18 protein-coding genes are annotated in these 22,426 nt (G+C 45.4%); 10 read left to right on the top strand and 8 right to left on the bottom strand.

Going from position 1 to position 22,426, the window contains the following annotated elements; translation table 11 throughout:
• Positions 1-169 precede the first annotated feature (169 nt).
• From QVP67_RS05620 to QVP67_RS05600, 5 genes are all read right to left on the bottom strand, one after another.
• Positions 170-3,010 carry a M16 family metallopeptidase gene (locus QVP67_RS05620; RefSeq protein WP_022162584.1) on the bottom strand — a complete coding sequence of 947 codons (2,841 nt, stop codon included), beginning with the start codon at positions 3,008-3,010 and terminating at the stop codon, positions 170-172.
• Positions 3,011-3,096: 86 nt separating this feature from the next.
• Positions 3,097-3,909: a 3-deoxy-8-phosphooctulonate synthase gene (gene kdsA, locus QVP67_RS05615; RefSeq protein ID WP_022162583.1), complete on the bottom strand. Its 813-nt coding sequence runs from the start codon at positions 3,907-3,909 to the stop codon at positions 3,097-3,099.
• 250 nt (positions 3,910-4,159) lie between these two features.
• Positions 4,160-5,086 carry a diacylglycerol/lipid kinase family protein gene (locus QVP67_RS05610; RefSeq protein ID WP_022162582.1) on the bottom strand — a complete coding sequence of 309 codons (927 nt, stop codon included), beginning with the start codon at positions 5,084-5,086 and terminating at the stop codon, positions 4,160-4,162.
• A gap of 11 nt (positions 5,087-5,097) precedes the next feature.
• A complete protein-coding gene (miaA, locus tag QVP67_RS05605; RefSeq protein WP_022162581.1) occupies positions 5,098-6,015 on the bottom strand; it encodes a tRNA (adenosine(37)-N6)-dimethylallyltransferase MiaA in 918 nt (305 codons plus the stop codon).
• A gap of 96 nt (positions 6,016-6,111) precedes the next feature.
• Complete coding sequence (locus tag QVP67_RS05600) at positions 6,112-7,575, bottom strand: hypothetical protein (protein WP_022162580.1); 1,464 nt, start codon at positions 7,573-7,575, stop codon at positions 6,112-6,114.
• A 526-nt stretch (positions 7,576-8,101) separates the two neighbouring features.
• Between QVP67_RS05600 and QVP67_RS05595 the strand changes: the two genes are divergently transcribed.
• Genes QVP67_RS05595 through QVP67_RS05585 form a run of 3 tightly spaced genes read left to right on the top strand, consistent with a single transcriptional unit; the run spans position 8,102 to position 10,156 of the window.
• Positions 8,102-8,296, top strand: a complete 195-nt coding sequence (locus tag QVP67_RS05595) for a hypothetical protein (RefSeq protein ID WP_022162579.1) — start codon at positions 8,102-8,104, stop codon at positions 8,294-8,296.
• A 37-nt stretch (positions 8,297-8,333) separates the two neighbouring features.
• Positions 8,334-9,920, top strand: a complete 1,587-nt coding sequence (locus QVP67_RS05590; protein ID WP_022162578.1) for a hypothetical protein — start codon at positions 8,334-8,336, stop codon at positions 9,918-9,920.
• An 11-nt stretch (positions 9,921-9,931) separates the two neighbouring features.
• Entirely contained in the window at positions 9,932-10,156 is a 225-nt protein-coding gene (locus QVP67_RS05585; protein WP_022162577.1) for a DUF6140 family protein, read from the top strand.
• Between the two features lie 528 nt (positions 10,157-10,684).
• On the opposite strand, the gene QVP67_RS05580 is transcribed toward QVP67_RS05585, so the two are convergent.
• The gene (locus QVP67_RS05580) at positions 10,685-10,858 is read right to left on the bottom strand and encodes a hypothetical protein (RefSeq protein WP_287642115.1); all 174 of its coding nucleotides are present in this window, start codon (positions 10,856-10,858) and stop codon (positions 10,685-10,687) included.
• A 531-nt stretch (positions 10,859-11,389) separates the two neighbouring features.
• On the opposite strand from QVP67_RS05580, the gene QVP67_RS05575 reads away from it, so the two are divergent.
• The 3 genes from QVP67_RS05575 (at position 11,390) to QVP67_RS05565 (ending at position 18,300) form a co-directional block, all read left to right on the top strand.
• Entirely contained in the window at positions 11,390-14,347 is a 2,958-nt protein-coding gene (locus tag QVP67_RS05575; RefSeq protein ID WP_022162576.1) for a ligand-binding sensor domain-containing protein, read from the top strand.
• Positions 14,348-14,512: 165 nt separating this feature from the next.
• A complete protein-coding gene (locus QVP67_RS05570; RefSeq protein WP_288179946.1) occupies positions 14,513-15,826 on the top strand; it encodes a glycoside hydrolase family 43 protein in 1,314 nt (437 codons plus the stop codon).
• 20 nt (positions 15,827-15,846) lie between these two features.
• Positions 15,847-18,300: a glycoside hydrolase family 31 protein gene (locus tag QVP67_RS05565; protein ID WP_022162574.1), complete on the top strand. Its 2,454-nt coding sequence runs from the start codon at positions 15,847-15,849 to the stop codon at positions 18,298-18,300.
• 6 nt (positions 18,301-18,306) lie between these two features.
• Here the strand turns inward: QVP67_RS05565 and QVP67_RS05560 are convergent, their stop codons facing one another.
• Positions 18,307-18,489: a hypothetical protein gene (locus QVP67_RS05560; RefSeq protein ID WP_288179941.1), complete on the bottom strand. Its 183-nt coding sequence runs from the start codon at positions 18,487-18,489 to the stop codon at positions 18,307-18,309.
• A 136-nt stretch (positions 18,490-18,625) separates the two neighbouring features.
• Between QVP67_RS05560 and QVP67_RS05555 the strand changes: the two genes are divergently transcribed.
• The 4 genes from QVP67_RS05555 (at position 18,626) to QVP67_RS05540 (ending at position 21,720) form a co-directional block, all read left to right on the top strand.
• Positions 18,626-19,177, top strand: a complete 552-nt coding sequence (locus tag QVP67_RS05555) for a DUF4738 domain-containing protein (RefSeq protein ID WP_022162573.1) — start codon at positions 18,626-18,628, stop codon at positions 19,175-19,177.
• Between the two features lie 40 nt (positions 19,178-19,217).
• Positions 19,218-19,895 (top strand): response regulator transcription factor, encoded by a 678-nt coding sequence (locus QVP67_RS05550; protein ID WP_022162572.1) that lies wholly within the window; start codon positions 19,218-19,220, stop codon positions 19,893-19,895.
• The gene (locus QVP67_RS05545) at positions 19,892-21,166 is read left to right on the top strand and encodes a type IX secretion system histidine kinase PorY (RefSeq protein WP_022162571.1); all 1,275 of its coding nucleotides are present in this window, start codon (positions 19,892-19,894) and stop codon (positions 21,164-21,166) included. The genes QVP67_RS05550 and QVP67_RS05545 overlap by 4 nt, the downstream gene beginning before the upstream one ends.
• 116 nt (positions 21,167-21,282) lie before the next feature.
• Positions 21,283-21,720, top strand: coding sequence for a PepSY-like domain-containing protein (locus tag QVP67_RS05540; protein WP_022162570.1), 438 nt, complete (start codon positions 21,283-21,285; stop codon positions 21,718-21,720).
• Between the two features lie 379 nt (positions 21,721-22,099).
• On the opposite strand, the gene QVP67_RS05535 is transcribed toward QVP67_RS05540, so the two are convergent.
• On the bottom strand, positions 22,100-22,426 hold a 327-nt coding region (locus QVP67_RS05535; RefSeq protein ID WP_288179940.1), incomplete at its 5' end, for an L-serine ammonia-lyase, iron-sulfur-dependent, subunit beta.

Here is a 22,426-nt window from a genome sequence, read left to right as displayed (position 1 = left end):
TATGTTTGTGCTTGATTATCTTTTCAGATTACTCAACTTTCGCAAGCTCAAGTTACAGTTGACGAGTAACAAGTTGACGAGTTGACAAGGCATTTCCAACCCTGTAGACTTGTTGACTGAAGCCTTGTCAACTACTAAGTTGAGCATTTGCGAAACTTAAATTAGATTATTACTTCTCAGGCACTGTCATCACAACTGTAATCTTGTTACCTTGGTTAACCAAGTCGGCAGCAAATTTCTGTACGTCTTTGACGGTGATGCTGTTTACAGCTTCTTCGTAACCCTGAGTGTAATCTACACCTGTATAGAAGTATTCGTCCAGATTGTTCAGCCAGTAGCCGTTTTCTTTCTGGTTGTCTTTGTACTTCTTCAGCATGTATTCTTTAATCTTCTGCAGATGCTCTTCAGTCGGACCTTCGGAAGCCATCTTCTTCATTTGTGCGTCGATGATACCGTTCAGGTGATCTTTCTTGGCAGGGTCTGTCTGATAAACGATTTGCAGCATGAATTTCTCATTCGGATGTTTGGACAGTTGTCCGTAGCTGCTTACGCCGTATGTACCACCTTCTTTTTCGCGAACTTCTTCAGTATAAACCATGTCAAGAGCCTGAGTCAGGAAGCTCATCAGAAGATTGTCTTTCAGATCATACTTGCATTTGCCGGAATAAAGCATGAATACGGTAGCCATCGGGGTTTGTTGTTCTTTGGCATAAGTATTTTCCAGCATACCTTTGGCTATATCCATGTGGTTGTCGCGGAAGGTTTCTTTGCGTCCGGTCGAAGGCAGTGCGCCCAAATATTGCTCGATCAGCGGTTTTACCTTTTCGATGTCAACGTTACCTACCAGGAAGAAACGGAAGTCGCTGGCATCGGCAAAACGGTCTTTGTACATCTCGATGATGCGATCGTAGTTGATCTGGTCTACCATTTCGGGCTTCATGCTGAAGTAGCGTGGGTGGTAACCGTACATCATCTTCTGGATAGTATCGTTGATGCTGCTCAACGGATTCGATTCAGCACTTTCCAGTTGGGCTTTAATTCGGCTTTTCAGTGATGCAAAGGCATCCATATCCTTGCGGGGAGCTGTGAAGCTCAGGTAAGTAAGCTGCATCATGGTTTCGAAATCTTTGGGCGAGCAGCTTCCGGTGATGCCTTCTGTATTGGCACCGACTGCGGCGTTGACAGATACTTTCTTACCAGCCAACATCTTGGTCAGGTCTACTTTGCTGAAGTTACCAAGTCCACCAGCTTGTATGACACTGTTCAGGTAACTCATTTCGAGTTTATCATTATCGGGGAAGAGGCTTGTACCGCCCAGGCTTACGCCCTTCATCTGGATTTCGTCAGCTTTGAAGTCTGTCTTCTTGATGTAGACTTTCACACCGTTCGACAGGGTCAGTTCTGTTGTTCCGTAAATGGCATTCGTGTTTTCCGATACGATTTTACCACCTTTCGGAGCTTCTTTCATCAGCGGTTCGTTGGATACTTTGTCAACATAAGCTTCTACCTTGAGGTCTTTCATGCCTTTCAGCTGTGCGACAACCTCTTCTTTGGTAGGACAAACAATTCCTTCTTTTTCAGGAGCAGCAATGAATACTACCTGGTTGTTGTCGGGCAGCAGACCGCCTTGTTGGATTGCCTGGTTGATGGCCATTACCGGGATATTCGGAGCAATCTGATTCATGGTCGTATATTCGAATTCGATGCCGGGGATCGGTTCTGCCATCAGGAAGTGGTTGATATATTCGTTGACGTAAGAATCGTTTTTGGTCTTCTCGCGTTCATTGTAAGCCGATTCCAGACGTTGCAGGTAGTTGGCACGTGCGCGTTCGTATTCGCTTTCGGTGAATCCGTAGCGGCGTACGCGTTCCAGTTCGGTCAATCCGGCTTTCAGGGCTTCGTTAATGCCTTCTGCCTTGCTGCTGATGCTTAAAGTAAAGGCATCTTTGGTCTGTGCAAGGAAGTAATTTCCATAATAGCATCCGGCATAGATGAACGGAGGATTGGCAGACTGACGCAATTCGTTCAAGCGGGAGTTGAGCATGCTGGTAGTCATGCTAAGCATGTATTGCTGCAGCAGGTAAGCCATGTTCCCTTTAATGGAGTCGGGTGTCGGGTCTTGCTTGAAGTAGATTTCGATAGTCGGGTCGTCAATTTCTTTATCCTTACCGATGTAAACCAAAGGTTCCTGGTTGTCGGCTACCGGATAATAGACACGTTCGGCCGGGTTGACGGGCTTCTTCACGTCAGCAAATACTGACTTGATTTTGGCTTCCATCTGGTCAACGTCTATGTCGCCCACAATGATGATTCCCTGCAGGTCGGGACGATACCATTTGGCGTAATAGTCGCGGATAGCCTGATAGGGGAAGTTATCAATGACATCAATGCTTCCGATAGGCATACAGTCTGCATATTTGTCTCCCGGGTACATAACTGCCTGGGCTTCGGTGTACAGACGCATGATACCGCTGTTCCGGCTACGCCATTCTTCGTGAATGACGCCGCGCTCTTTATCGATTTCTTTGTCTGACAGCAGTACGGCGTTGCTCCAGTCGTGCAGAATGAGCAAGCAGGAGTCTACTACGCTTTGATCATCAGTAGGCACGTTGCTGATGCGATAAACAGTCTGGTCTACTGAAGTATAGGCATTGAGGTTCACACCAAACTTGATACCTTTGGTTTCGCACCACTGTACGATGCCCAGGCCTTTTTCATCGCCCGGGAAGTTCTTGGTTCCGTTGAAGGCCATGTGCTCCAGGAAGTGAGCCAAACCACGTTGTTGTGGCTCTTCAAGGATAGAACCTACTTTTTGAGCAATGTGGAATTCGACACGATGCTCGGGCAGGGCGTTGTGGCGGATGTAATAGGTCAGACCGTTGTCAAGATGTCCGATACGTACATCTTTATCTACCGGGATGGGAGGCATCTGCATCTGAGCCGATGCCAGTTGGAAACTGCCGCATAACATGATAACGGCAAATCCTAATTTACGAAATAGATGTTTCATTTCTTTTTGTAATTAAGTTGTTTTCTGACTTATCTGTCGGAAAGAAAAGCGATAAATCACACAGAAACCTAAAAATATTTTGGAATTTAGTCTTCTGTTTCTTTAATGGCTTTCCTTATTCTTACTAATTTGGTGAGCAGCCCTTCCAGCAAGTCCAGCTTCAGCATGTTCGCACCGTCGCTCTTGGCTACAGCCGGATTCTCGTGCGTTTCGATGAACAGCCCGTCTACTCCTACTGCAATGCCTGCTTTAGCCACTGTTTCAATAAGCTGAGGCATTCCTCCGGTTACTCCACTGGCTTGATTCGGCTGCTGTAAGGAGTGGGTAGCGTCAAGGATTACAGGGAAGCCAAACGATTGCATTTCAGGAATACCCCGATAGTCTATTACCAGATCCTGATAGCCAAAGGTAGTACCGCGTTCGGTCAGCATGACGTGTTTATTGCCGGCCTCAATCACTTTCTCAGCGGCAAAGCGCATGGCAAGCGGCGACAGGAATTGTCCTTTTTTGATGTTGATGGTCTTGCCCGTCTTGGCTGCAGCTATCAGCAGGTCTGTTTGCCGGCAAAGGAATGCAGGAATTTGCAGAATGTCAACGTATTCGGCTGCCATTTCTGCTTCGTCGGCTGCATGGATGTCTGTTACAGTCGGTACGCCGAACGTATCGTGTACTTTTTTGAGTATCTTCAGGGCTTTTTCGTCGCCGATTCCCATGAATGAGTCCAAACGCGAGCGGTTGGCTTTCCGATAAGAGCCTTTGAACACGTAAGGTATCTGTAACTTTTCGGTGATGCCCACAATGCGTTCTGCAATGCGCAAGGCCATTTCTTCTCCTTCAATTACACAAGGACCGGCAATCAGGAAAAAGTTGCCGGCAGGATTGTTTTTTAGTTCTATCATAATAAGTTCTAATATCTGTCTTTGTAATAAGACTTATTTAATTTGCTTTTTTATTAACTTATTTAAGTTTCGCAGGTGCTCAACTTATCAGTTGACAAGGCTTCAGTCAACAAGGTCGGAACACCTGCTTGATAAAGTATCGTTTTGAAACGGCTCGCAACCAACTCCTTGTTAACTCGTCTACTTGTTGCTCGTCAACTGCAACTTGAGCTTGCGAAAGTTGAGTCAGCTGAAATAGTATGGCTTACTGTCAATTGGGGATAATCAGCGTGATCGCTTCATGCATCACTCCGATATCCAACGGGAAGTGGCGGTCGAGAATTCGTCCGTCCAAATCGACAGAAGCGTTTTGAGCCCGCAATACTTTGACTTTCTGAGTCCGGTAGGGCCTGACTACTTTGTGGTTGAGGATTCGTCCTTGGATAAGCATCCACAATCCGGACCAAAGTTGCAGTAACTCCGGACGATAGATGACCGATACATCCAACCATCCGTTATAAGGAACGGCACTTGGGGCTTGTCCATATCCCCATGCGCTGCCTATGCATACGGTCATGATGCGTCCGCGGATGTGCTCGCCGTTGATTTTCAGATGCATCCGATAGAGCTTGCGTTCGAATATGATGGAAAGCAAGGCCATGAAGTACGACAGGGCTTTTACTCCCCAGAAACGCTTACACTGGTCGGTGATTTTTACGATACGTGCTCCCAGTCCGATGTTGATGGCATTCAGAAAATAGCGGGTCTGATGCTTTTCACCATCATAATAGCAGCAGGTACCGACGTCTATCTTGCGTCGTCTGCCTTCGATGAGGTAGTCCACGGCTTCTTTGAACTCGGAGCCGATGTCCCAATATTTGGCAAAGTCGTTCCCGATGCCATTGGGGATGATTCCGATGGCAATGTTTTCCTTGTTTTCTGCGTCGGAGTGCATAATGCCGTTGATGGCATCGTTCAGTGCGCCGTCTCCCCCTACGATGACAATGGTGCGGTAGCCATTGTTTGCCAGTATGCCAGCCAGTCGTTCCACGGACCCGAATCCTTCGGATTGTACATAGTCGTAAGACACACCCTTACTGTCCATGTACTCTTTGATTTCTTTCCATCGTTTTTGAACTTTCCGTGTTCCGGCTTTGGGGTTATATATGATTCCCCATTTATTGGGTTCTACGCTCATGAGTCTCTTTTTTATTGTTCGATTAATTGGGTTACAAATGCTATTTTCTCTTCCATACTCCATTGGGCATTCATCCAGTGGATGGTAAATCCACGGCGTTCCATGCCTCTGAACCATGTCATCTGCCGTTTGGCAAACTGATGGATGGCTATTTCCAGGTCGTGGAACATCTGTTCGTAAGTCAGTTCTCCTATAACGTACAAAGTCAGGTATTTATATTCCAGACCATAATAAATGAGGTCCTCAGGTTTGATGCCTTTCTTTATCAAGTCGCGTACTTCTTCCACCATTCCTTCTTCGAGCCGCTGTTGCAGGCGTCGTGTTATTTTTTCACGGCGCAGTTCGCGGTCAATGTCTATTCCTACAATCAGACTGTTCAGTTGCGGAAAAGCTCGTTCGTCTACTGGTGTATGTGCGTAATACTCTTCTATTTCGATGGCGCGTATGGCACGTTTGGCGGTGTCAACGTCGGTCGTATTGTGCAGGGTTTTATATTGTTTCAATATCTCGGTCAGTTCATCGAGCGATTTGCCGTTCAGCCGTGCGCGCAGTTCCGGGTTCTCAGGAACAGGGAGCAGGCGGTAGCCTTTTAATACCGACTCCAGATACATGCCTGTACCTCCACACATGATGGGCAATTTGCCTTTGAGCCTGACGGTTTCGTATGCTTTCAGAAAATCGCGTTGGTATTCGAATACGTTATATTTATATCCCGGCTCGGCTATGTCGATAAGGTGGTATGGGATCTGCTTGCCGTTTACGGTATAGTCGGCCAGATCTTTTCCGGTGCCAAGGTTCATTTCTTTGTAAATCTGGCGCGAATCGGCACTAATGATTTCCGTATCCAGTCTGCTGGCCAAAGCGGCTGCAAATTGGGTTTTTCCGGAAGCGGTCGGGCCTAAAATGGCTATTAAATCATAATCGGACATATTTGATTACATAGTTTAGGCTTCAAAGATAAGCAAAAGGACGTGAAATCAGTGTACTTGACTGTTAAAAAGGTGTTATGCGAAATATTTTCTTATTTATATGAAGAATGGAGGTGTTTGTTTTGTGTATTCGAAAAACTCAAAATCTGTGAGAGGAATTATATATCCTAGCCAAGGCCATTCAACACATAATTGTTCATAGTGTTTGCAGACTACCAACTCTTCATTGGGTGACAGGTTTTTCAGAAAAGAATAAGCATCCAACTTTATCCTGAGGATAGCCATTTCTTTTTTTTGTTTTACTAAGATGAAGAAATACTTGCGGGTAAGGCCTGCGTCCAAAATTGTGTATTCGTCTTCTAAATATTCTACGTGTAAAGCCTGGCAAAGGCTGTTCGAAAAAATTTCCATTGCACCATTTTGGTCAAACTTGTTTATTAAGTGTGTCCATACTTTATCCTGTTGGTTGGTTGTTCGCTTCAATCTGATTCGTTTCAGCTTATGGGGGAGGTGGTAGATGTTATCACGTTCTTCATCGAAAGCTATAAATATTTCGTCTGAATCTTCCTTATATTTATATAAGGCATAGCTGATTGGAGAATTATCTTCTTCAGGAATAGGGAGTAGAGAGATTTGTATAATGGCATCATACTCGTCGTTTTCCCATTCTTTGTTCCAAAAGGCTATTGTGTAAAACTTTTGTGGAATAAATGTTTCGTTGTCTTTCCCAATTTTCAGTTCCTGTACTATGTAGCCGCCGTGATAAATGGAGTCCGATTTCCGGCACATGAATATCCACAGCTTTTCTCCTTTGGCAAAGTCCTTACCGGATTGGCGCCAATAACTGATGTCGCCCCATTCGGCAAACACTGTGCTCTGTCGGAGAGCTGTATTTATGAACAGAGGGTTAGCATAATATTGTAATATCATCATAGGGTTATCTATCAATCCCCAAAGACTTGCCGGAACAATTTTTAGTAGCGGTTCGGTTTTAAGAGCTTGTATAGCTTTATAGGCTGTTTCATTTTCTGGATGTACAGAATGGAAGAATTCATTCAGATCTATGATGAGGTCGCATAGTGCCTGTTTGAAGTTGAGGCGATAGGGGTCTATCTCTTTTATCGTCACATAAAATAGCATCAGCATGCCATAGTATATGTTTTCATCCAAAAGTTTCAGTTCTTTCAGCTGTGGAACGACTTCATCTTTAAATCTAATTGGAAACAAGGAATAATCTTCGTCAACCAATGCACAAAGTAAATGCTCTGCCCACATGGGATTCTGTTTTTCAATCGGGTAATCTGCCATTAAATTACATAGCCATTTGCCTTTTTCGGTGATTAGGGCGATTTCTACCATTCGTTCGTCCGATAAGCCGAAAACTTCGCAAATGTCTTTCCATACTTGTCCGACAGTGTCGGCTTTTACCGTATTGTTTAATAGCCTGTATAGGGTGGTTCGTCCTTTGTAGCCCAGTTTTGCGGCTAGAGCGGATGGTGAAGGTGCGAATAACCGTTGTTGTATCAGATACTTCAGTATGTCCAATTGGTTGTCAAACATGGCAGGTTTTGTTTCAATATATCTGTGTTTTGTTACAAAAAAGTGGTGGTGGGAAAATGTAGGATAAAATCTTTTGGTGGGCTTTGCTAATTCCTATACTTTTGCACCGACGGGTGTAAAGGTAAATAAAAATCCCTAAAGAGCGTCATGTGAAACAGAAAAAATGTATCTTTGCAAAGCAAGGGAAGAGAAATACCCTTGCGAAAGTGGAAAGTGCGTTTTATCAACTTTGGTCTTAAGAAACGAAATCGCCAATTTCTAAGTCACTCAGACAGACTAAGGGAACATGACGCTCATCTGTATTGTCAATGCAAACAAGTGTATGGCAAGTGTTTGTCGTATGCTTATTGCAACTGTGATACGGCGTGGGATTCTTGTTTTTGCTTGTCTCTGAGTTGGCGTTTGGCGATGCCTGTTTCTTGATGAGTGGAAGAGAAGTCCTCACGCCTTTCTTTGTAATAATAGGGTTTGTTTAAGAGGAAAAAGTAAATAGAGAGTTGGATGAACAATAAAAATAAGAACATTTATGGAAGAAAAAAATCTGTTAGAAACGAGTGGCGAATTTTTACTTAAAAATAGCGGAAGAGCATTTTTTATGGGAAAAGACCCTATATCAGTTACGTTTGGAATTGAAGCAGCAACTACACAAGTCGTTGTTGGAGCATCTTTATTGGGTACTGGAAAATTGATAAAGAAATATCAAGGAAACAGAATAATATAATGAATCATGATATGGCAAAAAGATAAAATTAATAATTATGATACAACGTTGTAAAAAATGTGGAGAATGGGTTGAGGCTGAGGAAAGAGATGCCTTTGATAGAGCTCTTAATCCTGTGGATGAAGCTTTCGAAGCTGAGGGAGGGCTTATGGAGAATATTGGAGGTTGGTTTGGATTTAAAGGTTTAGGAAGAGCAATAGATAGAGCAACACGTTTACCATTGGATATTGTTAGAGGAACAACTGATTTGTTTTTTGGTGATAAATATCATTTTTCTTGTCCCAATTGTGGAGAAAAATGGTCAACTGATAATGATTGGGAGGATGAAACAGTTATTTACGAAGAGGAACAACGGCAAATCAATATAGTAAAGGAGTGTAGAGATAAGAGTATAAGATTGATTGATGCACCTGAAAACGAAAAGGTAAAATTTGTGAACGAATTGGTTGCTTCTTTACCTTCTGTTTCAGAAGAAGGTCTAAGAGCTACTTTGTTTGATACGCTTGCTTTTTCTCAATTCAAATTGTTGGGAAATGTAAATGAGGCTTTAAATGCGATTTCTGAGTCACTTAAATTGTTTGACGACCCTAACACTCATGTTTTACGTGGAATTATTTTGGGAGAGGGACGTACTCCTAATGATAAATATAAAACTTTACAAGAATTGATTTATTGTAAAGAACCTGAGAAAAGAGAACCCTTTTTCTTTACTCAACAAGAATATCTGATGAAGTTAGAAGAACAAAATTTGCACTATGCAGAACATTTTTTGGAAATACCACAAAATCAAAGGAAATTTTTGGTAATAGACAACGAACTTCATTATTTACCAGATTCTTTTAAAGTTTTGACTATAAATAGTATTCCTACTGAACTTCAATTTCCTGTAGGACATCCGATTGATAAACAAATGTATATTTGTCACCCTTTAAAGCCTAAGATGTATCTTCCTGTTGAAGATTATCAATTGGAGCTGTTTAGGGATGAAGTAAAAGAACTTGGTGTACTATTGCAGGCATTAGGAGCTAGAAAGTTTTCAATAACTGATAATAGGAGTAATGAAAAAAGCTTAGATCAGAAACGAAAGCTGGATTTTGAAGCAGAAGGTGGTATAAAAACTACAGGAGCGAATGTAAAAGGATCGACGTCTTCGGAAAGTGAAGAGTATTTGAGAATTAAAAATGAGTTTGTTCGTAATCAAGAGTTTGAAAGGGCTTCTAAACTTCCATGTGTACCTGAAGGATTGATTTGGTATAGTCATAGAGCGGATTGGCAACAAATGGCTTTACAAAGGAATCAAGGGACATTAATACATCATCATGATTACCTTTCTATTCAGAAAAATACTTTAGTCAATGAAAATGAAAAAAAACAATTAGAGGCAGATTTTAAGACTCTGTTGGCAAAAGGTAATGGAAAAGTTGAGATGGAAAAGAATCGGTTGTTTAAAGAGAATAGTGATTATACTTTTGAATTGAACGTTGATTTTTATCCGTTGTCTGCTTATGAAAAGAATAACACTGTGTCTATAGAATCCTTAAAGCATAACAAAACAAAATCTCTTTTCGTAATAGGATTTATATTGGCATTGCTTGGAATCATATTATATTTTTTGTGTGCGTAAACATTGAGATTATGCCATTATTCAGAATAACCGTGAAGACCGCGAAAAACAGTAACGGGATTCGTATTGAGAAAGGAATGGTTGTGGAAGTAGTTACTTCCTCAACCAGTAGTAATCCATTAACTACAAACGGAGGGCAGTTGGTAGCTGATGCCTTTATGCGTATTTATGGCATTGATGCCAAGAAGGCCGGCATTTTGTCAACAGTTTATTTGGATGTACAGCGGATTGGTTGATTGAGTATTTTCAGCCTTACCATTTCCCTCCCGTTCTCTAACCATGAGAATAATCCTCACTAGCTTGTCAATGCTGAATATCTGCTTTGATTCTTATCCGGACTGTTTGATTCGCTTGGAAAAGTGTGTGGTGAGTGATGATATTCGTTCCAAAAAGTGTAGCCAATTCTATTTATTCGCTTGAAAAAATGTAATGGAACGGTTGCCAGGATATGTTATGAACAGTCGGAAGGGGGGCGGATTAGTGGAAAGAAGCTTATATAAAACGCTTGCATTGCTCCTGAACAACACTTGTACGGCTCGCGTTCCACACTTGCACGGCTCGCGAGCGACACTTGTGTGCTAGAAATATTTACTCGTGGTGGGTGAAACATCGCCTGTTGCCGGAATGTGGCAGACTGTGGTTTCACCCACCACTTGATTTTATTTTTCCCGAAATTGCTTTCACGCCTTCACGCACGGTTTAAGAATTGATATACAGTATGATATGGTGAAACTTCATCTTTCACAATTGTTGCATTGAGGTTTTCACCACATGATAACAGGATGGTTGTATAACCCGTCTGTTTTTTCCCAGTTAGGAAAAAATTTTTTTCTAACTAGGCAATTATTTTTTCCTAACTGGGAAAAAATAATTGCAAGACTGGCATCAGCTTTCACCTCTTTTGAGGAAATTCGTTCTGTCCGTATTTTTTTTGCCATAACCAAGTCGGTTTCCCGTATATCTTTCACCACAATCCATTCATACCTATCTGCTTAAGGTGAAACTTCAACCCCCAAAACTCAGCCAAACGAAATAATAAAAAATAAAATCCGCGTTCATCCGCTCCATCTGTGTCGTCCGCGTATCCATCTTTCACCGCAAACAGTTCATTATTAAAATATTACGGTGAAACTTCACCTTGCAAGCTGGTGAAAAAAGAATACAACTTGCTCTGCTGGTGATACCAAACATGAAACCTTGCTTTCACCGGAACACGTTTGTAATGAATGCCTTACGGTGAAGTGAAAGCGTGAAGGCACTTTCGGGAAAATGGAATCTAAAGTAGGGTGAAAGCATGAGTAATGTGTCCGTTGAACATGATAAAGTCCCTCTTTAGCAGGCTAAAGTGGCACTTTAGATGCCTTGCTGATAATCGATGAACAGATTTTTAGAAAATTGATTTTTGTCGCGTCGGAGTGGAAAAACAAAGATTTTTGCGTAAGTTTGCTGCATCAAATGGAAAATAAAATATGTTGGTTATAACAGGGAAAAAAGGGGAATGTGTGGTAGCAGGCAGTCGATGGTGTGCCGTATGGAGATTGGTATGCCTGGCATGTCTGCTTGCTGTTGCCTTACCCGTTTTCCCAGAGAAGCATTACGCTTTTACTCCGATAGGTGCTTCGCAAGGGCTGTCGAGTAATAAGGTGAGAAACATTGCCCAGTTGCCCGACGGACGTATGATGATTATGACGGAAGGCCAACTGAACATTTACGATGGAACAAGCTTCAGCTATTTGCACTATGACCAAAGGCACTTTTGCCGTTTGTCCGAGTATTCGGGATTTCACCATTCTTATATAGACGATAGCGGTTACGTCTGGATCAAGAATCAGTATACATTCATGGTGGTTGATATTGGGCGTGAACAGTTTGTGGAACGTCCGGACAGTTTGCTGGCACAGTGGGGAATAGATACTCCGGTGAAAGATCTGTTTATGGATAAGGAACAGACGTTGTGGCTGATAAACGGACGTGACGAGCTGCTTCGGCTTGGCAAAGACAAGCGGGAGCCATCTGTTTTCATGCGGAATGTTTCAGGAAGTGACGATCAGCTTTATGATTTGGGTGTGCTCGAAGGCAAGCTGTATCTGTTTTACCGTTCCGGTACGCTGGTCTGCCACGATCTTGCATCAGGGAAAGAACTTTATCGGCTCGAACAGCCCGAGGGGCTGCCGGCGGGGCACTATGGAAATACGTCGTATGTTGTGCAGGGTGAGCATTCTTTCTATCAGTTATGCAACGGATATTCGGGTGGAATAATGCTGAATTATGATGTGGACAAAAAGAACTGGGAAGTGGTGATGAGTACGGATGCCTGGTTCAACTATCTGTCTATTGACCGTGACAAAAGCATCTGGGTCAGTGGTCCGGAAGGTCTGATCAATATCTCGGCTGATTTGAAAAAGAAACAATATATCCCTACCTTAAAGCTGGTAGACGGACAGAAGATTGATACAGAGGTAAGTACATTTTATAACGACCGTCAGGGAGGCATGTGGATAGGCACGCTGAACCGCGGTCTGTTCTATTATCATCCAAACCGGTTCCGCTTTCAGAATATCGGTAAGGCTTTGTTTCCTCTGTCGGACGAGGAAGCGGTGGCTGTGAAGGGATTTGCTGAGACTGCTGCCGGGAAGATAATAGTCAGATCCGACGATCAGGATTATCTTTTTGCTCCCTCGCTTGGGGAATTGTCCGTTTGTCGGGAAAGACTTCCTTTTGCCGATGCAAAACCAGACCTGAAGATACAGGAGACTGACGAAGCTATCCTTCAGACGGTCGTTGCAGGCCACGATACATTGGCCGGCATTACGCGTCACGGATGGTTTGTCAGTGACAGGCAAAGCGGGAAGACCGATTTCTATCCGTCTTGTCATCCTTGCCATGCGATTGCCGATGCCGGACAGGGATGTTTCTGGATAGGATTGGAAGACGGACTTATGTTGTGGGAGGCGGTTACGGGTCGGCAACGTATCTTTTATACGTCGGATGGTCTGGTGAACAACTCCGTACGTTCTGTTATCCGTACTTCCGATGGTGCGGTGTGGATTTCGACGGCTAACGGCATCAGCAGATTGACGGTTCAACGGACGGCCAATGACACGCTGTACACTTTTGTGAATTTCAATAGCTTTGATGGGGTTATAGCCAATGAGTTTTGTGAGCGTTCTGTTTTTGAAGCCTCGGACGGAACGTTGTACTGGGGTGGAATTGATGGCTTCAACCGTCTGAATCCTTCGTCCGTGGTAGAAGAACCGACAACATATTTCCCTTTGTTCGTGGGTTTTAGCCTGTTTGGTGAGCGGATAGAGAGTGGCAAGGCATATCATGGAAATGTGATATTGGAGCGTCCTATGACGGTGACTCGTGATATTGTGTTGGAGCATGACCAGAACTTCTTTACCATAGAGTTTTCGGCCATGAACTATGCAAACCCTACACAGACCTATTACCGCTATCAGCTGGAGGGCATCGACAAGGCGGAACGCGAGATTCACTCGGCCGACGGCAAGGGATATGCGACGTACACCGATTTGCCTTCCGGAGATTACGTCTTCAAGGTGCGTGCGGCAGGTAATGACAAGACTTGGACGGAGCATTATGCCCAGCTTCATATTCTGGTGAAAACTCCCTTTTGGCGTACCGGATATGCTATTACGATCTATGTGCTTCTGCTGGCAGGAAGTATCTGTCTGCTTCTCATGGGGTATATCAAGCGCAAACGTCGTATTCTGGTACGCGAACAGAAAGAACGGTTGGACGAGATGAAGACTACATTCCTCCAAAACATCAATCAGGAACTGGAAGAGCCGATTAAAAAGATTGCTGTCCCGTTGGATTCTTTATTAAAACATACGGATGAGGGGAGGGACAAGATTCAGTTGCAAGTCATACAGCAGAATGTCTCCGAGTTGAAGTCTGTAGTGAGTCAGCTTTCCGAAGGTGTATTGTTGCCGCTTCCTGCCGATGAAAGTTCGTTGAAGCTGGAAGAACTGCTGGTTGATATGCGGCGGTTGCTGGAGCAGCAGGAAGTTCGGAAGGAGCAGTTGCGTACGGCATCGGAGGAGCAGACGGACGAACAGACGCTGCTGACCGATGTTGACGAAGCGTTTATACGAAAGGCATTGCACTTTGTCGAATTGAACCTGAATAATCCGGAGTATTCCGTAGAAATATTGAGCCACGACATGGGAATGGATCGCACAGGATTGTATCGGAAGTTGGTGGCTGTGGTTGGAAAAACTCCGACAAACTTCATCCGTTCCGTTCGTTTGAAACGTGCCGCTCGATTGCTGGAACAGGGCTATACGGTGGCCGAAGTAACCGATAGCGTAGGTTTCAGTACATCGAGTTATTTCAGTAAGTGTTTTCAGGAAGAGTTTGGTGTGCGGCCTTCGCAGTACGTCAATAGCATAAGGAATAAGTAAATAAAGTGCCTTTTTCAACGAGAGTGTTGTTTGTTTCAACATTTGTATCCCCCTTCTACAGCTGTTTTTCACTAATTTTGCTCCAGTTGTTAAATCAATTACATCTATATCATGGAAAGAGTAAAATTAGGAATTGCCGGACTGCTTTTAGGTGTGTCCGGGTTGATGATGGCACAAAATGCCAATAGTGAGTGGCCCAAATTGAATATGCCCATTATTCAGACTAAATATACGGCCGACCCAGCACCGCTGGTTTATAACGATACGATTTATCTTTACACAAGTCACGACGAGGACGATGCCGAAGGCTTTAAGATGCAGAACTGGCTGCTCTATACTTCGACCGATATGGTGAATTGGCAGGATCGTGGTCCGGTTGCTTCATTGCGGGATTTTAATAAGTGGTATAAAGGCGATAACGGCGCTTGGGCTATCAGCGTGGTACACCGTAACGGAAAGTGGTACATGTATTGCCCGATTCACGGTCATGGTATCGGCGTATTGGTGAGCGATTCTCCTTACGGACCGTTCAAAGATCCTATTGGAAAACCACTGGTTTGGCAGAAGGAACATTGGGACGATATCGACCCGAGTGTATTTGTCGATGATGACGGTCAGGCTTATATGTACTGGGGAAATCCTAATACGTATTATGTAAAGCTCAACGAGGATATGATTTCTTATTCGGGCGACATTGTGAAACTTCCGAAGATACAAGACTATCAGGAAGGCCCCTGGTTCTACAAGCGCAACGGACATTATTACCTGGCTTTTGCTTCCACCTGCTGTCCCGAAGGTATTGGTTATGCCATGAGCGACAGTCCTACAGGTCCGTGGGAGTATAAGGGTCACATCATGGATCATACGCCTCGCACCCGTGGCAATCACCCCGGTATTATTGATTACAAGGGCAAATCCTATTGCTTTGGTCAGAACTACGACATCTTCCGTTTCCAGACCAGCCGTCATGCCGAGCGTCGTTCGGTGTCGGCAGCCGAAATGGAATATAATGCCGATGGTACAATCAAGGAATTGCCTTACTTCCAGGATTGTAAGCTGGAACAGATAGAAAACTTCAATCCTTATCGGAAGGTTGAGGCTGAAACCATGGCATGGGGATATGGCCTGAAAACTACTCAAAAGAATCCTTGGGCACGCGATCATTGGAATCAGCTGGTGACCGACATTGACGAAGGCGAATATCTGATGGTGAAAGGCGTTGATTTCAAGAAAGGTGCTTCTTCGTTTAAGGTTTCAGCTTCCTGCCATCTTTATGGCGGCTTTATGGAAATACGTCTTGACTCCAAGGACGGTACTTGCATCGGTACTGTAAAGATTGACCATACCAAGGGCGAATTGCGCGAATTCGAGACTAAGCTGAAGAGTGTGCAAGGCGTACACGACCTGTATTTCGTATTCAAAGGTTCACCCATGCAGAAAGGTAACCTCTTTATGTTGGATTGGTGGGAAATTAAGTAATATATAAATAAGGTAAAAATATGAAGCGAAACATTGCAACAATGGCTTTCTGTCTGTGTGCAGCCTGGAGCTGGGCGCAAACCTATCAGCAGACAGAAAACGGAATCAAGACTTCCATTCCCGGCAAGCAGGTGGATGTGGAAGTACAGTGGTTCAATCCCAACAGCTTGCGGGTGTTGAAGACTCCGCAGGGCAAGACGGTAGAAAAGAAGAGTCTTTCGGTGATTGCTCTTCCAGAGAAGTCGGACGTAAAAGTGTCTACATCGGGCAATGGCGAGATTGTCATGAAGAGTCCCGTGCTGGTGGTGACGCTTGATACGAAGACGGGTGTATTGTCGTATGCAAAGACAGACGGTAGTCTGTTGCTGAAGGAGCAGGAGAACAACAAGGCTTTTACTCCCTTCAACGATGCAGGAAAGTCCACTTACTCCGTGTATCAGGGCTTTACGGTAGATAAAGAAGAAGGCCTCTACGGTCTCGGACAGTTGCAGAACGGTCAGATGATGCAGCGCAATATGACCAAAGTACTGGTACAGGGCAATGTGGAAGATGTATCTCCCATTTTCCAGTCGACCAAAGGCTATGGCGTATTTTGGGACAATTATTCAGCTACTACCTATACCGATAACGAAAAGGAAACTTCTTTCCGTTCGGAAGTAGGCGAATGCATTGATTACTATTTCATGTACGGCGGTTCGGCCGACGGTGTTATTGCACAGGTACGTGCGCTGACGGGCGAAGTGCCCATGATGCCGTTGTGGAGCTACGGTTTCATGCAGAGCAAGGAACGCTATAAAAGCCAGGAAGAAACAGTAGGAGTAGTAAAGAAGTACCGCGAACTGGGCATTCCTTTGGACTGTATTATTCAGGACTGGCAATATTGGGGACACAATTATCTGTGGAACGCCATGGACTTCCAGAATCCGACTTTCAGCCGTCCGAAGCAGATGATTGACGATGTACATGCGCTGAATGCACACATGATGATTTCTATCTGGTCTTCTTTCGGACCGGCCACGAAACCTTACCGTGCATTGGATAAGGAAGGCTTGTTGTTCGACATTGAGACATGGCCGCAATCCGGAGTAGAAGGCTGGCCGCCCAATCCAGAATATCCGTCGGGTGTACGTGTATACGATGCTTACAGTCCGAAGGCTCGCGACATTTATTGGGATCATCTGAACAAAGGTATCTTCCAGTTGGGTATGGATGGCTGGTGGATGGATTCTACTGAACCTGACCACTTCAACCATAAGGACAGCGACTTTGACCGTCAGACTTATCTGGGCTCTTACCGCAGTGTGCGCAATGCCTATCCGTTAGTGACGGTAGGTGGTGTTTCTGATCACCAACGCGAAGTAACCAAAGACAAACGTGTGATTATCCTGACCCGTTCGGGCTTCCTGGGACAACAGCGTTATGGTTCTAATGTATGGTCGGGCGATGTTCAGTCGTCGTGGGATATGTTCCGCCGTCAGGTGACTGCCGGACTGAACTTCTCGCTGACTGGTATGCCGCACTGGAATTCCGACTTGGGTGGCTTCTTTGCCGGTTCGTACAATGCAAGTTTTGGCGACAACAGTGCTACAAAGAATCCTATGTATCAGGAATTGTATGTCCGTTGGGTACAGTTCGGAGCTTTTTGTCCGATGATGCGTAGCCATGGTGCCGACGTGTCTCGTGAGTTTTACTGGTATGGCAAGGCCGGCGAGCCGGTTTACGATGCGTTGGTCGATGCCGTGAAACTGCGTTATTCGCTGTTGCCCTATCTGTATTCTACAGCATGGGAAGTCAGCCATCGTCAGTCAACTTTCATGCGTGCGCTCTTCATGGACTTCCTGAACGACAAGAAGACATGGAACATCGGCAATGAATATATGTTTGGTAAGTCGCTGCTGGTAGCACCGGTTCTGCATGCCCAGTACACTCCCGAACAGAAGCAGAAACAGCTGAAAGAGAATGAAGGCTGGGGACAAGGAAACAAAGGTAAGGGAACTCCCGTCCTGAATGCCGACTTTACTCAATCCAAGGAGATGGAGGTTTACTTGCCTGCCGGATGCGGATGGTACGATTACTGGACCAACGACTTCTCGGAAGGTGGCCAGAACCTGAAAATTAAGACAACTCTTGGCCGTATTCCTCTCTTTGTACGTGCCGGAAGCATTGTTCCTATAGGTCCTGATGTGCAATATACTGGCGAGAAGAAATGGGATAATCTGGTAGTACGCGTCTATCCGGGTGCTAATGGTGACTTTGTTCTTTACGAAGACGAAGGCGACAATTACAATTACGAGTCGGGTGCTTACACCGAGATTCCTATGACTTGGAACGATGCCAAACGCACCCTGACCATTGGTGCACGCAAGGGTGCTTACGAAGGAATGCTGGCTGAACGCAAGTTTACGGTTCGCACTCCGGACGGAAAAGAAAAGGTAGTTGATTATAAGGGTAAGAAGGTGACGGTAAAGTTCTGATGCCTGTTACTTTCTAAAAGTTAGTTGTTTGACAGGAGGAATGTGAACTGGGCAAGCCGGAAGAAAACGTGGCTTGTCTGGTTTGCATTCCTTTTTTGTTTGGGATTTTGCTCTGCGCTCACTTTTCATATCTTTAGATAAGATAGGATGCGGTTCGGCATAGACAAATTTGAAAACTTTGGTTTTCATTTGTCTCTACACTCACCTTTCACTATCTTTAGATAAGATAGGATGCGTCTCAGCAAAAAAATTAAGCAAGCTTATTTTTTTGCATTCGACTTTCACTATCTTTGCGGGGTCAAGCGATATAAATTAAGAAAAGAAAATGAAGAGATTCCTCTATTTGTTTGCATGGGTTGCGATTGGCTTACTGGCCGCCTGTTCGTCTTCCAAGAAAGATAAGGCCGACGATTTACAGGTACTTACCCAAGATAGTCTGGACGCAAAAGGACCGCAGCGCATGCAAGTGTCCGATATAAAGACTCCGATTGATTATCGGGGGAAGAAGTATGTTTCGGTCGTCAAGCGTCAGCCCGACGAAAGCCTTCCGCTGGTTGTCAACGAGCAGGGCGAGAAGTTTGTAGACAATCGCATCAGGCTGCGCCTTACCTGTGGCGAACGTACGGTGCTCGACAAGGAATTCACCAAAGAGACCTTTGCCTCGCTGGTCGATGCAAAGTTCCTGAAGAACTCCATTCTCGAAGGGCTGGTGTTCGATCAGACTACTTCTCAGGGGTTCATTTATGCGGCCAGTGTTTGCTATCCGCAAACCGATCTTTATATTCCTTTGAGGATTACGGTAACTCCCGACGGGAAGGTGTCGATGGTACAGGAGGAACTGTTGGAGGATTTGTATCAGGATGAAGATGCACAGTAATTCCTAAAAGATTCCAGAATTGTGAATTTCCTTTGTGGCCATGAAAATACTGATTGTTGAAGACGAACAGGACTTGCGCGAAACCATCCGTGCCTCGCTCCTGAAAGAAAAGTTTGTCGTAGAGACTGCTGCCGACTACTACTCGGCACTCGACAAAATCAATGATTACGACTACGACTGCATCCTGCTGGACATTATGCTGCCCGGCGGTAGCGGCCTTGACCTGCTTCGTGAGCTGAAACGCCTGCGTCGCAGCGACAGTGTACTTATTATCTCGGCCAAGGATTCGCTCGACGACAAGGTAGACGGGCTGGAGCTGGGAGCTGACGACTATCTGACCAAACCTTTCCATCTGGCCGAACTGAACGCACGCATCAAGTCGCTGATACGCCGGCGGCAGAACAATGGCGATACCAGTGTGTCGATAGGCAATCTGTTGCTTTATCCCGACAAGCGTCAGGCTACGGTTGAGGGTGTTGCCCTGCAACTGAACCGGAAAGAATTCGATTTGCTCTACTACTTCGTGGTCAATCCCAACCGCGTCATCAACAAGATGAGCCTGGCCGAATCGGTGTGGGGCGACAATATCGATCAGGCCGACTCGCTGGACTTTATCTATTCGCAGGTGAAGAATCTGCGCAAGAAGCTGAAGCAGGCTGGCGCCACGGTGGAACTGAAAGCTGTTTACGGCTTCGGATATAAACTGTCGGAAGTATGAAGCTACTGCACTATACCTATCGCAAGCTGTCGCTCTGGCTGCTGGGGCTGATGGCTGTGTGGGGTGTGTTGTTCTATTATACCATTATTTACGAGGTGATGGACGAGACCGACGACACCCTGGAGAATTATGCCCAGATAATCATCAACAATGCCCTGTACGACCCTGCCACTCTTCAGACCGAGGGCGATAATCTGATGTCTTTTTACTATTTCCGTCCTATCTCGGTGAAGGAAGGTGAGCACTATCGCGACATGTTCTACGATTCGTTTGTCTATGTGGAAAGCGAGAACGAGGACGAACCGGTGCGTGTCTACCGTACTGCTTTCCGAATGCCCGACGGACAGTTCTATGAACTGGAACTGATGATTTCGACCCTCGAACGCGACGACATGGTCAATGCCATGCTGTGGTATCTGCTGGCGTTGTTTGCCCTCTTCCTGTGCTGCACTACGATTGGTACCCGCCTTATCCTGCAGAAAATATTCAAACCGATGAACCGTCTGATGGACTGGCTGCAACGCCTGCAACCCGGTGGTGAGGTTCCTCCGCTGGAGAACGAGACCGGCATACGCGAGTTCCGCCTGCTGGGCAATGCAGCTTTCGACATGGCTTCGCGCAGCCATAAGGCTTACGAGGAACAGAAACAGTTCATTGAAAACGCGTCGCACGAACTGCAGACGCCGTTGGCCATTGCCCGCGGCAAGCTGGAACTGCTGGCCGAAAGTGAAGGCATGAACGAAGAACAGCTGAAGGAACTCGATGCAATTTACTCTACACTGGGTCGTGCCGTGAAGTTGAACAAAGCATTGTTGCTACTGTCGCGCATCGAGAACGGCCAGTATGCCGAGACGGAAGACGTGTCGGTAGACGATATTCTGGACGAGTTGCTTCCCGACCTGATGGACATCTACGAGCATAAGCAGATTGTGTTGGAGCGGGTGAAAGGGGAGAGTCCTTTTATCGTTCGCTGTAATGCCTCGCTGGCACATATTCTGGTGAGCAATCTGGTGAAGAACGCACTGCTGCACAACGTAGACGGTGGCCGGCTGGTGGTCGAAACGACGCCTTTGTCACTTGTAATAAAGAACACTGGTACAGTCCCATTGAATGCCGATACTTTATTCCGCCGCTTTGCCCACAGCGTGGATCGCAAGAAGGAGTCGAACGGATTGGGCCTTGCCATCAGTCAGGCCATTGCTTCGAACAGTTCGCTTCGGCTGACGTATCGTTGGGAAGAAGGTTTGCATGTCTTTTCGTTGGTTAAATAGTGTAAAAGGACAGAAAGTGTTCTGTTTTTCCCAATTCTTTCCTAAATCGTATACTTTCTTTGCAGTATCAAAATTAGTAAAACAAGTATTTAACCCTACATTAAAAAACAAAGCGTATGAAAAAGATTTTTGCATTCTTAGTGATGGCTCTTCTGACAATCCAATTCTCTGTAGCCAGTGACGTGATAACCATGAACCCGAAGGATCTTCCGGCTGCGGCCCAGACTTTCATCAAACAGTATTTCGGCGACAGAAAAGTTTCGTATATTAAAGTGGAAAGCGAGCTGTTTTCGAAGACTTATGAAGTAGTGATGACCGACCGTACCAAGATCGAATTCGACGGTAAGGGCAGTTGGGAAGAAGTAGACTGCAAACGGGGTGTTTTGCCGGAAGCGTTAGTTCCTTCGTATGCCAAGACGTTTATCGGAACACAGTATCCGGGCGTAACCTGCAATAAGATTGAACGCGACCGCGGCGAAGTGGAAGTGGGATTGAGCAACGGACTTTCTCTGAAATTCAACAAGAAAGGTCAGCTGATCGATATTGACGACTGATGGTAATACCGGCCATCGGTGTGTGAGGGTGTGTCTCTTGATTTGACACACCCTTTTTGTTATATTGTCTGTCGGCAAGCCTTTGTTCCGCCAAGCTTACGGGTTGCGGTTACTGCATACACGTTGCACTGTCGCTGCATGCAGGTTGCACAGTTACTGCACGCAGGTTGCAGCGTTACTGCACACAGGTTGCAGCGTTACTGCATCCTTGTTTGCAGTGCGACTGCACACGGCTTTGCAGTGTCACTGCATCCCCGTTTGCAGTGAAGCTGCAAGCAGGATGCAGTAAGTTGTACACTGGTTGTTGTCGGCGACAAGTCTTATTTCAGGCAGGCGGACTCCTGTTGGGAAGGGGCCGAACAGTCTGTTCACCGTGTGTTTACATCGGGCGGTAATCCTTGGCCAGTCCGCCTTCGCTGGTTTCCTTGTAGAGTGAAGGCAGGTCGTTGCCCGTTTGCTTCATTACGTCGACTACCTTGTCGAACGAAACGCGGTGCATACCGTCGGTGAACGACGAGTAGAGATTGGCGTCCAACGCACGGGCGGCGGCATAGGCATTGCGCTCGATGCAAGGAATCTGAACCAGTCCGCACACGGGGTCGCACGTCATGCCCAGGTGGTGTTCCAGTCCCATTTCGGCAGCATACTCTATTTGGGCGGGGCTTCCTCCGAACAGTTGGTTGGCGGCTGCCGATGCCATCGAGCA

It is taken from the genome of Bacteroides sp. CAG:633 (assembly GCF_000435115.1).
GTDB classification, from domain to species: domain Bacteria; phylum Bacteroidota; class Bacteroidia; order Bacteroidales; family Bacteroidaceae; genus Bacteroides; species Bacteroides ndongoniae.
Note: the sequence above shows the minus strand (reverse complement) of the source record. Positions and strands in the feature narration are given on the sequence as shown.